This window comes from Algoriphagus taiwanensis (assembly GCF_036245645.1).
GTDB lineage: Bacteria > Bacteroidota > Bacteroidia > Cytophagales > Cyclobacteriaceae > Algoriphagus > Algoriphagus taiwanensis.
In genome coordinates, this window is the sequence record NZ_BTPE01000005.1 from 93,351 (window position 1) to 106,098 (window position 12,748).

The 12,748-nt window shown below is 45.8% G+C and carries 10 protein-coding genes; 3 read left to right on the forward strand and 7 right to left on the reverse strand.

Features of this window, described 5'->3' with window-relative positions:
* Positions 1-3: 3 nt before the first annotated feature.
* On the reverse strand, positions 4-2,373 hold the full coding sequence (gene ppsA, locus AAA938_RS08550) for a phosphoenolpyruvate synthase (protein ID WP_338228248.1): 2,370 nt from the start codon (positions 2,371-2,373) through the stop codon (positions 4-6).
* A gap of 170 nt (positions 2,374-2,543) precedes the next feature.
* Here ppsA and AAA938_RS08555 point away from each other — a divergent pair, with 170 nt between their 5' ends.
* Genes AAA938_RS08555 through AAA938_RS08565 form a run of 3 tightly spaced genes read left to right on the forward strand, consistent with a single transcriptional unit; the run spans position 2,544 to position 5,161 of the window.
* Complete coding sequence (locus AAA938_RS08555; RefSeq protein WP_338228249.1) at positions 2,544-3,797, forward strand: LVIVD repeat-containing protein; 1,254 nt, start codon at positions 2,544-2,546, stop codon at positions 3,795-3,797.
* Between the two features lie 4 nt (positions 3,798-3,801).
* On the forward strand, positions 3,802-4,425 hold the full coding sequence (locus AAA938_RS08560) for a hypothetical protein (RefSeq protein ID WP_338228250.1): 624 nt from the start codon (positions 3,802-3,804) through the stop codon (positions 4,423-4,425).
* Between the two features lie 55 nt (positions 4,426-4,480).
* Positions 4,481-5,161: a TlpA family protein disulfide reductase gene (locus tag AAA938_RS08565; protein ID WP_338228251.1), complete on the forward strand. Its 681-nt coding sequence runs from the start codon at positions 4,481-4,483 to the stop codon at positions 5,159-5,161.
* 23 nt (positions 5,162-5,184) lie between these two features.
* Here AAA938_RS08565 and AAA938_RS08570 read toward each other — a convergent pair whose 3' ends face one another.
* The 6 genes from AAA938_RS08570 to AAA938_RS08595 all read right to left on the reverse strand — a co-directional run bounded on the left by AAA938_RS08570 (position 5,185) and on the right by AAA938_RS08595 (position 12,697).
* Positions 5,185-5,379 (reverse strand): DUF6728 family protein, encoded by a 195-nt coding sequence (locus AAA938_RS08570; RefSeq protein ID WP_338219549.1) that lies wholly within the window; start codon positions 5,377-5,379, stop codon positions 5,185-5,187.
* 182 nt (positions 5,380-5,561) lie between these two features.
* On the reverse strand, positions 5,562-7,544 hold the full coding sequence (ispG, locus tag AAA938_RS08575; RefSeq protein WP_338228252.1) for a (E)-4-hydroxy-3-methylbut-2-enyl-diphosphate synthase: 1,983 nt from the start codon (positions 7,542-7,544) through the stop codon (positions 5,562-5,564).
* 3 nt (positions 7,545-7,547) lie between these two features.
* Positions 7,548-8,252 carry an SDR family oxidoreductase gene (locus AAA938_RS08580; RefSeq protein ID WP_338228253.1) on the reverse strand — a complete coding sequence of 235 codons (705 nt, stop codon included), beginning with the start codon at positions 8,250-8,252 and terminating at the stop codon, positions 7,548-7,550.
* Positions 8,253-8,379: 127 nt separating this feature from the next.
* Positions 8,380-11,838 carry a hypothetical protein gene (locus tag AAA938_RS08585; RefSeq protein ID WP_338228254.1) on the reverse strand — a complete coding sequence of 1,153 codons (3,459 nt, stop codon included), beginning with the start codon at positions 11,836-11,838 and terminating at the stop codon, positions 8,380-8,382.
* Between the two features lie 203 nt (positions 11,839-12,041).
* On the reverse strand, positions 12,042-12,332 hold the full coding sequence (locus AAA938_RS08590) for a helix-turn-helix domain-containing protein (RefSeq protein WP_338228255.1): 291 nt from the start codon (positions 12,330-12,332) through the stop codon (positions 12,042-12,044).
* Positions 12,329-12,697: a type II toxin-antitoxin system RelE/ParE family toxin gene (locus tag AAA938_RS08595; RefSeq protein WP_338228256.1), complete on the reverse strand. Its 369-nt coding sequence runs from the start codon at positions 12,695-12,697 to the stop codon at positions 12,329-12,331. The genes AAA938_RS08590 and AAA938_RS08595 overlap by 4 nt, the downstream gene beginning before the upstream one ends.
* Positions 12,698-12,748: the final 51 nt, after the last annotated feature.

Consider the following 12,748-nt stretch of genomic DNA (forward strand, 5'->3'; position numbering starts at 1 on the left):
AGTTTATTTTTTGGATTCGGCTTTGATCATATTTTCGATTCCTTTGAGCAAGGCATCGGGATTGAAAGAAATACTGTCTATGCCCTCGGAAATCAGGAATTGGGCGAAAGCAGGATTGTCACTCGGTGCCTGACCACAGAGTCCGATTTTCTTTCCGGCAGCTTTCGCCTTACGAATCACCTCAGCAATCATCCACTTCACGGCAGGGTTGTTTTCGTCAAACAAATCGCTCAAGACCTCCGAATCCCGATCCACCCCCAGGGTGAGTTGGGTCAGGTCATTGGAACCGATGGAAAAGCCATCGAAGATTTGGGCAAATTCCTCAGCCAAGATGACATTAGAGGGAATTTCAGCCATGACGTAGATTTCAAGTTCGTTTTTCCCCTGCTCCAGACCCAACTTTTTCATACGGGCTATAACTTTTTTGCCTTCCTCTGGGGTTCGGCAAAAAGGAATCATCACCTTGAGATTTTCCAAGCCCATGTCCTCTCTCACCCGTTTGACTGCTTGGCATTCCAGTGCAAAACCTTCCCTGTAGCGATCGTGGTCGTAGCGGGAGGCACCTCGGAAGCCCAGCATGGGGTTTTCTTCTCCGGTTTCAAACTGGCTTCCCCCGAGAAGATGAGCGTACTCGTTGGTTTTGAAATCACTCGTCCGCAAAATCACATCCTTGGGATAAAAAGCTGCCGCAATCGTGCCTACGGCTTGGGCCAGCTTGTCCACAAAATATTCCCGCTTGTCCGCATAGCCTTTGCAAAGGGTTTCGATTTGAGCCTTTTCTTCTGCATTTTCCAAGTCCTCAAAATGAACCAAAGCCATGGGATGCACTTGGATACTGCCATTGACGACAAATTCCATTCGCATCAAGCCTACGCCTTGATTAGGAAAAAAGGAAAGGTTGAAGGCCTTTTCAGGATCGGCAAGGATAAACATGGGTTGAGTTTTGGGTAGATTAAGTCCTCGGAAATTGTGTTCCTGGGTTTTCCATTTCAATTTGCCGGCATAGACTTTTCCCATTTTTCCGGAGGAATTGTCCACAGTCACCTCATCCCCGTCTTTCAGCTCCTCCAGCGCCCCCTCTGCTCCCACGATCGCCAAAGCCCCTACTTCCCGAGCTACAATGGCGGCATGGCTGGTTCGCCCTCCTTTGGTGGTGATGATGGCTCCGGCTTTTTTCATCACCGGGTCCCAATCCGGATTGGTGATTTCCGTAAGGAGGATATCCCCTTTTTCCAGCAGATCCGCCTCGGCTGGAGAATGAAGGATTTTGACTTTTCCGGAGGTGATTCCGCTTCCGATGGCATATCCGGAACTGAGTAATTTCCCTTTTTCAGAAAGAGAATATTCTTTTAAAACATAAGGATCCTTTTCCGCATGAACGGTTTCAGGTCGGGCCTGCACGATAAAAAGCTCCCCGGAATTCCCATCCTTTGCCCATTCGATATCCATGGGCATTTTGTAATGTTTTTCGATCTGCACTGCCCACTTGCCGAGGATTTCTATTTCCTGATCAGAAAGCACAAAGGCTTCCTGCTTTTCCTTTGGGGTGTCCAGATTGAGCACTCCTCCCCCTTTCTGATAGATCATGGTTTTGGTTTTGGAGCCGATTTTCTTAGAAAGAATGGACTTTTTCCCTTTCTCCAAAGAAGGCTTAAACACCAAATACTCATCCGGAATCACGGCTCCCTGCACGATATTTTCCCCCAAGCCCCAGCAACCGGTAATCAGCACAGCATTGGAAAAGCCCGATTCAGGATCTATGGAAAAAGTAACTCCGCTGCAGGCTAAGTCTGCCCTCACCATCAGTTGGACGCCGACGGAGAGCGCGATTTCATGCTTGTCAAAACCCTTGTCATGCCGATACTTGATCGCCCGGGCATTGTAGAGCGAGGCAAAGCAAGACCGGACAGTTTCCACCAGCTTTTTCTTTCCCCGGATATTCAAAAATGACTCATGCAATCCGGCAAAACTCGCCCCGGGAAGGTCTTCGGCAGTGGCGCTGCTTCGGACGGCTACCTCCACTTCTCTTCCATTTGCTTCGCAAAGCTGCTCGTAGGCCTTTTCAATTTCCCGGGTCAATTCCTCAGGAAAAGAACCGGAGAGAATAAGCTTTTTGATCGAGGAGGAGATGGCATTGAGGTTGGAAAACTCCTTCAAGTCCAACTGCTTCAAGTGCTTCTGAATGGATTCTCCGATTTGGTTGTGTTGGATAAAAAACCGGTAGGCATCCGCCGTGACGGCAAAGCCATCCGGAATATTGATTTTCAGGGGAATCAGCTTTTGAAACATCTCTCCAAGGGAAGCATTTTTGCCCCCTACTCGGCCCACATCCTCCATTCCGATTTCCCGAAAGGAAAGAATCAAGTCTGACATGGCATTTTGGGTTTAGAATCTGACCTAACTTACCGGAATCCTCCCGGAAGATTCCTGATAAAAGTCAGACCAAAAAGTGAATCTTTTGGAAAATGCCTGTAGCGAATGTCTTTACCTCATCGTTCCAAAGAAAAATCGGTACTTTTCCCTTCGTTCCAAATCCTATGCTTATGAAACGCCTAACCAACTATTTTCTAAGCCTTTGTGCTCTGGTCCTGATTCTGGCTTCTTGTCAGGATGAAGTGACTTCGACCTATACTTATAGGACCATGCTTCCGGTCTATCTCGAGATGAGCGATGTACGGGCGAGAATCATTGCTCCAGAGCCTCCACAAGCTCTCGAAAATCCCGGCAAGATCTACATCTACGGGGATTATCTGCTGGTGAATGAGCCTACCAAAGGCATTCACATCCTGGACAATACTAATCCTGCCAACCCGATCAACCTGAACTTTATCCCAATCGAGGGCAATATCGATCTGGCTGTCAATGATGAAATGCTCTATGCAGACAACTACGCGGATTTGCTGGTTTTTGACCTGAGCAATCTGGGAAACATCCGATTGGTGAAGCGGGTGGAAGACGTGTTCCTCAGCCAATACGTTCACGAGACAGGACAAATCATCACTTTTAAGGATACGGTGATTACCACGGATGCTCCTTATTTCACAGGAAGGCCGGAATGGGGCTGGTTAGTGAGTTCGGATATGGGATTCCGGGCCAATTTTTCAGCCGCTTCGCAAAGCTATGGTACAGGAGGTTCTTTGGCCCGATTCACCCTGATGAGTGGACATTTGTATGCAGTGGATGAATATACGCTTCGGGTTTTTGACGTAGAAGATCCCAAAGACCCCCAATTCATCAAGCCCATCGATCTGGGATGGGGAATTGAGACTATTTTCCCCTTTCAGGAAAAACTATTTATCGGCTCCAATCGAGGGATGCATATCTACGATGCCACTACACCCAGCTCTCCCACCCGCATGTCGGTCTTTGAGCATGTGATGGCCTGCGACCCGGTGGTGGTCAACGAAGAACATGCCTTTGTCACGCTGCGAACCGGCAATACCTGCTGGAATGGAGTGAATGAACTGCAAGTGGTCGACATCACCAATCCATACAATCCCACTCTGAAAAAGGCTTACCCTATGCAAAATCCGCATGGATTGGGATTGGCTGGCGATTATCTCTATCTGGCAGAGGGAAATCACGGACTGAAAAGCTTTGAAGTAAGCGATGTGATGAACATCGATAAAAACCAGCTGGAATTTCTTACTTCCATGAAGTCAGTGGATCTGATTCCCGGGCCCAAATCACTGATCGTCATCGGTCCGGATGGAGTTTGCCAGTTCGACTATAGCCAACCGGATCGATTGAAAAAGCTCAGCTGCATTCAGGTCTCCAACCCCATTGTGATCAATTGATTCCATGAAGATTCGGACTTTCTGTCTCTTGATATGCCTGTTCTTTTCCTACGTAAGCACTTTGGCGCAGGAGAAAATCTATTTCACACAAAATGAAATCGGCCTCCTCTTTGGCAAAGGAGTGGAGCAATGGGACGGAAGTTCGGAGCGCCGGGTGGATTTTACCCTGCAGAGCTTTCACGGAGCTTGGATTGGGAAAAAGCAGGTGATTGGGTTTTCCTTGGGCTTGGATCAGTACGAGGATATTTCTTTGATTCCTTTGGCTATGGGTTGGAGGGGATTTTTGGGAAAAAGCGGAGGACCTCAGTTTTTTGGAGGGCTGGATTTGGGTGCAAGTACAGCTCTTTTGGAGAAAAAAGTAAAAACGGAGTGGCAGGAAAGCTGGTATGAGGGCGGGGCGATGGTCAGCCCGATCGCTGGAGTTCGTTTTCCGTCAAGGAAGGGCAAATCTTCCCTGAGTTTTTCATTTGCCTACAAAAGGCAGGAATTAACCTATTTTGAGGGAACACTAAACGGGGGCGGAATCACCTTGCCCGATGATAGCGGAATACCTCCAGGATTTAATTCTCTTTTCCGCAATGAATCGATATTCCACAGTTTGGTATTCCGCGCCGGGTTAATGTTTTGATTCGCTTTTTCAAAAACCGCTTTAATTCTTTACTATTTTTAGTTTTCTTGCTTTCATGAAGTATTTAGTAGCATTTATATTCTTTGCAATCGCTTTTTCATCCTTCGCTCAGGAGGTTAAAAAAGAAGGGTATTCGTATAAAAACACCCATATTGAAAATATTCTCTACTGGAAAACTACCGATCAATTGGTAACGCTTGAGGAGATGGCCAAGATAAGTGAGGAATTCCCAAAATTCACAGTAGAAGCAGTCTACAACAAATACGGTCAGGTAGAAAAGTATTATTTCGACCCCAACAATCCCTATGTCAGTACAACTCGAAAGGTTGAACTACAGCCAAAAATGGAGGAGGAATTTCCTGAATTCTTCTTTGAAACCCTAAATGGAGAAAAATTTGACAAAGAGAATATGAAGGGAAAATGGATCCTGTTGTATTTCAGGCATTCCATCAGAAACATGAATTCAAAGCAATTCGAGGAGATTCATACCGAGGTGTTGGAAGCCAAAAAAGTAACTGAAATCGAAGCTTTTGCCGTTTTTTCTTACGATGAAAATCTAGAATCCTTATTGGGTGCCTATCAGCCGGACATACACTTGGTGAATAATGGAGTAGGCTTTTTCCAGCTTTTCCAGCTTGTAGCCATGCCTACCAGCTTTTTGATCAATCCGGAGGGGATTTTGGTGGCAAAATTCCAAGGAATGGAGAAAGTTCAGATTTTGGATTATTTGAAATGAATCCCTTTCCAAATAGGGATTACTTACAAAAACCTCTTGATCGTCCAGACAATCAGCGCGAACAGAAAGATTAGAATAGAAATCTTATTGATGCCATGCATCATCCGAAGATTGAAATTGCTGGGTTTGTTGGGGTCAGGCTTCTGAAAGACTCGCACGAAGTAGTTACCTACCTCTCCCAACTTGAAAAACTCCTGCACTTTATTTTTCTCTGCCATGATAGTTAATTTCTTTATTTACGATTTACGAATTTCGATACTTCGACAAGCTCAGTACAGGTTTACGAGATGGAATCGAACTTCAACTCTTATTAGGATAGCAACTTTTACTACTTCCAACTTCCTAACTTCCCGACTTCCTAACTCCCCAACTTCGGTCTTCCGTCTTCTGTCTCCCGTCTTCAAATCGTCTCCGGCTCATTCCACATGCCGTCTTCCCGGATAATTTCAATCAATTCATCCACTGCTTTTTCAGAAGGCACAGAGCGTTTGACCACTTCTTTCCCCTTGTAGAGTGTGATTTTTCCTTTACCCGAACCTACGTACCCGTAGTCTGCATCGGCCATTTCGCCTGGTCCGTTGACAATACATCCCATGATTCCGATTTTGACTCCTTTGAGGTGATCAGTTCTTTTTCGGATCATCGCCGTAGTCTCCTGAAGGTCGAAAAGGGTTCGGCCACAGGAAGGGCAGGAAATATATTCTGTTTTGGACATTCGGGTTCTTGCTGCCTGAAGTACTCCAAAGCTCACCGAATTGTGCAACTTGATCTGATCCAAAACTTCCTGTCGGGTGTGTTCTCCTTCTTTTTCCAAAGAAATCAAAATCCCATCACCCAATCCATCTACCAGCAATCCGCCCACATCCGTTGCCGAATAAAGCATGGTCATGTCTGCTGTCTGATCGGGATAGCTCACTTTGACTACTACTGGAATATCCGAACCTGCCTCAATCAGGGACACAAATGCTCTTCTCAAAGCAGGCATGCCGTGTGTATTGGCCGTTTTTAGGATCAGTACGGTGTCTTTTCTTCCTTGAATTGTAGAAATGGTTTCAGCAATTTCTGTATCCAAGACTTCCAGGAAGTTGATTTCCGAATGGAAAACCTCTGCCTTTTGATATTCTGACAAGCCAAACAGCGGAAACTTATTGACCTGATCCGGAGCCTTTTCCCAGACTGAGTAATTCTGGATTTCCTTCATGCCGTTAGGCAGCATGAAAGGAATCGGATTGGAACCGGAATATACAAAATCACAGCCCAAGTCATTCATTTTCCACTTGTCCAGTTCAGGCAAATAGAAATGGCCCACGGCCTTCATTTCCCGATCTGTGATATTTTCCACTTTGGAAATATCCGTAATCACTCGGGGGACATTATGTCCTCCGAAGTTGTATATCTCGGCTACCTGCCGCTTGTTGTGCTCAAAAGGAGTAATCGGATAATTGACTACTTCGGGAATGGAAGCATGTCCAGTTCGACCGGTATAGCGATCGATCAGGGCTTTGGCCACAGGGGCTTCAAATTCAGGATCTTCGGTCAGAGAGACTCTCACCGTATCTCCCAACCCGTCTTCGAGTAGAGTTCCGATACCAACGGCTGACTTGATTCTGCCATCTTCCGCTTCCCCTGCTTCAGTCACACCCAAGTGAAGTGGATAGGGCTTAAATCCTCCCTCGTTAAGCTTTTGCACCAAAAGCCGATAAGCCTGCACCATTACCTGAGTATTGGAGGACTTCATGGAGATAACGATATCGTGGAATTTTTCATCCTCGCAAATCCTCAAAAACTCCAAAGCTGACTCCACCATTCCAAGCGGAGTATCTCCGTAACGGCTCATGATTCGGTCAGAAAGCGAGCCGTGATTGGTTCCGATCCGCATAGCTGTTCCGTTTTCCTTGCAGATTTTCACCAAAGGCAAAAAGCGCTCGCGGATTCGCTCCAACTCTTCCGCATAGGAAGCATCAGTATAGTCAATGACCTCAAATTTCTTTTTATCTGCGTAATTCCCCGGGTTGATTCTCACCTTCTCCACGATTCTGGCAGCGAGTTCGGCTGCGTTGGGAGTAAAGTGAATATCTGCCACCAAAGGCGTCTGATAGCCTCTTTTTCGGAGTTCTGATTTGATATTCTTCAGATTTTCCGCCTCCTTGAGAGAAGGAGCAGTGATCCGGATCAGCTCACATCCTGAGTCAATCATGCGGATGCATTGCTCTACAGAACCGAGGGTATCCATCGTGTCTACCGTGGTCATGGACTGCACCACAATATGATTGTCTCCGCCGATGATCACATCGCCTACTCTTACGGGGATGGTTTTTCGGCGGGAATACTGCGTGAGGCTATCGCAATAAAGGGAATCAAGGCTTTTGATGAGGGATTCCATAGCTTATATATCTCCTAGTTGGGGTCGGATTATTACTTCTTCAACAACGGTTCGGGGCGAAAGGTTATAAGCCGCCCAAACACTCTCTGCAATGTCTTCTGCGGGAATAAATCGCTCTGCAGGCAAATCCACTCCTGCCCAGCTTTCGGTCAGGGTTGCTCCCGGCAATATGGAAGTGACTTTGATCTGATGGGGCTTCAACTCCTCTCTCAGGCACTTGGTCATGCCAAGCATGGCCCACTTGGATACCGCATAACTCCCTCCGTTGGGATAGGCCGTGAGTCCGGCGATGGAACCCATGCTGAAAATATGCCCGGATTTCCTCTGAATCATTTCCTGAACAAAGGCTCGGATCAGATGATAAGCAGAAAAAAGGTTGGTCTGCATCATCAGCTCAAAGTTGCCGGCAGGCTCGTCGTGAACTGCTCCCGGGAGAAATACTCCTGTGTTATTAACCAAAACATCAGGGATGGAAAAGGCCTTAACCGCTTCCGCAAAGCTTCTCACCTCATCCGCACGGGAAAGGTCTGCTTTCTTGGCAAAAACCCGGACTCCTGGAAATTCAGCTTCAAGTGAGGCTTTGAGACGATCCAAATCCTGCTCGTTTCTTGCGCAAGTCAGGATATCGAATCCCTCTTTGGCAAATCGCTCAATGATGGCTTTTCCTATTCCTTTTGTTCCGCCTGTGACCAGGATACTTTTCCCCATTTGTTTAGCAGTTTAATAGTTAGTATGACAACTAACCAGAGCCAACAAAGTTACATTTTTTTTCCAGCGATAAATAAACGGAGAGTTTTGCCGGTTGAATTGACCGAAACGATTGTCCTTTATCCTATCAAAAAAGAGCAGAAACCTGCATTCTTCCGATGTGCACTACCCTATCCAAGCCTTCTGAATTTCTTCCTTCATAGACCAGATTGAGCTGAAGCCCTTCTCCGATTTTGTGCAGCCAATTGAGTGACCAGGTTATATTGGTGCCCAAGGTTAAGGCTTGGAGCATCTCGTAGCCTACCGGCGAATTGACTTCCCCGTTGTAGTCGATTTGGACCCATTTGAGATTACCCGTGAGCGTGGTTTTGATGGCTTTGGCATAGCGGATATCCATCCCCGTCTGATGAATCAGAGACTTCTCCTGGAACTCCACATTTTGCACATTTTCCTTTTCTGTAAAGGAATAAAAACCGGTAATCCTAAAGTAAGGAGTGGGTTGCCAAGCCAGTTCAGGACCTAAGGAATACTGATCCAATGCATAGTTTCTGTTTTCCAGAAAATCCGAAGCAGAGATTCTATTCCCTAAACTTCCCAAAAGCCTGAGAGTGGTTTGGGAATTGAAATTGTATCGGGTGTTGAGTTTCCACTCCTGCTGAATCTGATCCTCAAAGCCACCGGTCAGCAATTGCTTGAGTTGGGAATCAAAAAGAGAAAGGTCAAATCCGTATTTGGCCGAAGCCCGGTTGAAGAAAAAGCTCGTCCGAATCACCTGCCTCAGTGACAAAATCTGATCTCTGTCCAAGCTTCCTACAAAAGGGTTGACCCGGCTCCAAAAGTCATCAGATGTGACTTTTTTCTCCACACTCAGACTGGAGGTATTGGAAAATTTCTGCAAGAAAGCCTTTACCCCACCTGCACCTTTCCAAGCATCAGGAAGTCTGGCCTGAATCCGGTAATTGAGCAAGGTGGTATATGCCTGGACAAAGGTATCCGTAGGCACAAAGACTTTGATATACAGCTTTTCTTCAGGATTGATGGCGAGGTAAAACTCATTCAATTGCTGAATCCCGTCCCCGTTATCATCCCTCCAGGTGTGGGTTCCATCACCATTGGGGGCCGGAAGATAGACGTATTCCCGCTGCAGTTCCCGACCATTTCCGATGGCATAGCTTATTTCATTCCGGATCAGGTTTTTACCAATCCCGCCCGAATAGTCCACCTTACTCAGTAAGGTCAGTTCATTTGGTAGCTCTCTCTGAAGATATCGGATGTCTCGGTAGGTGAATGTCCCGCTGAGATTGTGGTTTTTCCATTGCTTGCGCAAAGAGAAATTGGAGGTAAATGCCTCCGTATCGTCCAGCAAGATTCCTCCTGTAGGCATTCGATCTGTCCTCCAGGCTGCATCAGCCAGGAAGGAAAGCTTGAGGGAGTCATTGCTTTGCAGAAATACCCGATGCTCCTGAAAATTCATGGCTGTACCGATAATGGAATCTCTTTTGGAGTCGGTCACTTGATTTTGATCCAGGGAAAATTGGTAGCCGGGTACAAATATTTTGGACTGATAGCTCACCTGGCCCAAATACCGAATCCAGTCATTGGTAAGGGTATCTTTGGTAGAATTGAGCTGAAAAAACTCCTGCTGAATTCGGAATCTTTTTCCCAATTCGGCTTTCCAATTGGCCGCTTGCTGATAACCAGTCAGCTGATCTTCCCGGTTTCTCAGATTGATCCGATAGCTAAGTTCGTTGAGTGCATCTTTTTGCAATGCCAATTGGGTAGAAAAGAGGCGCTCTGCAGCAGCTTCCCTAAGCTCAGCGGGGTCCAAGCCCCAATCCCGATCAAATTCGATGTACCGGAAGCGATCTATAAAGTTGAAATTGGTGGAATTGTATTCCAGTTCTGTCTGTCCCTTGAAGCGGTATCCCTTGAGAAATCCGACTTCCCGATTTTCGGATTGAAGACCGACTTTCCATCCCAAGCCCTGATTGTCCTGATCGTCAAGTTCTGAAAACAGGTTTTTGTCCAAAGAGGAAAGAGCAATTTCAGTATAGACTTTTTCAAAAGAACCTAATTTAATCCTTGTACCCGCGGTAGTCATTCTTCGGGCATCCGGGGCAGGGAGTTGAGTCAAAATGGTGTAATTCCCCTGAGCTTGTCCATTTACCCGAGGAACATACTTATAGACCACCCCATTGGCCAGTTGGGTGCTTTTCCGATAATCTCCTTGGCCTTGGCTCACCTGTGAAAAGGAGACCTGAAAATGGGCCAAGGCAGGGTCGGTGGAATAGCGATAAAATGTAAAAGGATTGCCAAGTGCATCTGTTTCGGTCACTTTTTCATACAAAATCCTGGTAGGGTCAAAGCCCACAGAATCGATGCGGGGAATCACCGCATTTTGGGTTTGATCCCCAACCGATGCCAAAAGGGCCTGCTCCTCCGGAGAAAACTCGGTGAAAAGCGGCCGGTTTCGGTTGTCTTTTTCCTGATAGAAATTGACATAAAAGTCCACTTTCCCATTAGTCTGAAGATGATTGGCTCCCAAAATGGATCGGGTATAGTTTCTCTCGGCAAACTCAAAATCCACCCTCACTCGGGAGTATTGGGTGATCAAAACTTTCGGAGTAAATGTGATCTCCGCCTGATTGTAGTCGATCACATAGTCTGCATTGAATCCCCGCTGCAGAAGACGTCCATCCAAAAATACCCGCTCTGAATTAGCCATGATGACCACAAAGCGCTCTCCATTTGGCCCATTGAGGCGATAAGGCCCCAATACTCCCTCTAAAATCGGCACCTGAATGGAAGCAAACTTCCCTTTGGCCACCGAAGCAAAACCTTCCGTACTCGCTTCCCAACCTCCTTTGACTTTGTACTGGGTGGTCAGCTGGAGTCCTTGCACATTTTTGTAATAGCGGAGAAATTCTGACTGCCTTTGCTGCAGCACCACATCACCTGCAGAAAGCCGGAACTGATCATTATACAATTCCACCAGCACATTGTCGAAATCCTGAATCTGCTGTGTATTTCCCTCAGGTTGAAATGGGACATTCTGATCGGTGATACTTGCCCTGATTTTCAAGTTTTCGCCGATATCTCCATCCAGCTGTAGATTCAAAGCCGAGTTGACAAAGACATTTTGGGTATTGCCAAAAGACACACCACGGGTGAGACTCCCGGTTTTGTAGAGATTGGTGCTTGGAAAAAGTTCTTCCCGGAGGTCAAATTCCGGGATAGTCTGCACCCGGTTGTCTTTGAAGAGTGCGGTAGAATCGTAATTGGCCAGCAGTGTCCTTCGGGCAAAGGTTTGCTCCAGTGGAATGGGTAGAGTCTGATAGCAAACCTGAAGAGAATCAGGTCTTGCCGTCTCTTCTCCTTCCAAGAGAAGGCTTTGGCTTTCGGGTCGGAAGGTAAAGGGATAAGACTTACCGGAAGCATCCAAAACCCGAATGGTATTTTCCAAAACAGGCAAGGGGTCCAGCCTCACTGATTTTTGTAATTCTGAGGATGAATACCAACGGCATTTTTCCTGCGCCTGGCTATACCCAGCCAGCAAAAGAAAGCCTATCAGGAAAATCAACCGCATGCGTATCCAAAACTATTTCTTGAAGGTAATAAAAAGCCAAAAAGGGAGCATGTTTTGAGCTAGCATACCTGTATTACCTTGGGCAGTCAAGTTTTTGGAGGGCCTTCCCTACTAGCTTCCTCCTAACTATTCAATGATTATGTTTTCTTTTTAATCAGGAATAGCCCCTCATGTCTTTGGAGATTTTCTGAGGGTTGTCATTTTCAAAGCTCAATCGAAATTTTAACCTTTCCCCCCAATCCTTTTTCAACAATTTCAAAGAGGGTTTTTAGGGTCAGATTGCTCCCGTTATTTTCCACTCTTGATATATAGGTTCTCTTTTTATCCACCAATTCAGCCAATTCCTCTTGGGTTAGATTTTTTTCTTCTCTTGCCTTTTTTAGTAACAAACCAATTTTGAATGACTCAAAATCCCTTTCCAGTTCATCTCTTCGGTCAGTTCCTTTTGCACCATAAACTTCATCTTTAATCTCTTTCCAGCTCTTTGTATTCATTTCTTTTTCTTTTTTCCCTTTTTTATATCCTTCTCAGAATAGTATTCATCCATCAGTTTGACCGCCTTCTCTATTTCCTTTTGAGGAGTCTTTTGGGTTTTCTTCTGAAAGCCGTTGAGTAAAATCACCAATTTGCCTTCATCAAAAAAACAAAATACTCTCCAAATATTGGATGCCAATTGAACTCTGGCTTCGTAAAGCCCTCCTTTAGTTTTAATCGGTTTCAGGTAGGTCTCCGGAACCCTTTCCAGGGTTTCAATCGCTTCAATGACTTTAAATATCTTATTTTGAACTTTTTCGGTTTGGGCTTTTAAAAAGTTCTCGAAATGGTCTTGATAGGCAATGACTTCCCTTACTTTTTCCATCCATCAAATGTAACTTTAAAGTTACTATTTTAAAACCTATAAAATAATTTT

Coding starts and splice junctions, on each gene's coding strand:
- AAA938_RS08590 (WP_338228255.1), bottom strand. CDS start 12,332: ATGAATACAAAGAGCTGGAAAGAGATTAAAGATGAAGTTTATGGTGCA.
- AAA938_RS08555 (WP_338228249.1), top strand. CDS start 2,544: ATGAAACGCCTAACCAACTATTTTCTAAGCCTTTGTGCTCTGGTCCTG.
- AAA938_RS08570 (WP_338219549.1), bottom strand. CDS start 5,379: ATGGCAGAGAAAAATAAAGTGCAGGAGTTTTTCAAGTTGGGAGAGGTA.
- ispG (WP_338228252.1), bottom strand. CDS start 7,544: ATGGAATCCCTCATCAAAAGCCTTGATTCCCTTTATTGCGATAGCCTC.
- AAA938_RS08585 (WP_338228254.1), bottom strand. CDS start 11,838: ATGCGGTTGATTTTCCTGATAGGCTTTCTTTTGCTGGCTGGGTATAGC.
- AAA938_RS08560 (WP_338228250.1), top strand. CDS start 3,802: ATGAAGATTCGGACTTTCTGTCTCTTGATATGCCTGTTCTTTTCCTAC.
- ppsA (WP_338228248.1), bottom strand. CDS start 2,373: ATGTCAGACTTGATTCTTTCCTTTCGGGAAATCGGAATGGAGGATGTG.
- AAA938_RS08595 (WP_338228256.1), bottom strand. CDS start 12,697: ATGGAAAAAGTAAGGGAAGTCATTGCCTATCAAGACCATTTCGAGAAC.
- AAA938_RS08565 (WP_338228251.1), top strand. CDS start 4,481: ATGAAGTATTTAGTAGCATTTATATTCTTTGCAATCGCTTTTTCATCC.
- AAA938_RS08580 (WP_338228253.1), bottom strand. CDS start 8,252: ATGGGGAAAAGTATCCTGGTCACAGGCGGAACAAAAGGAATAGGAAAA.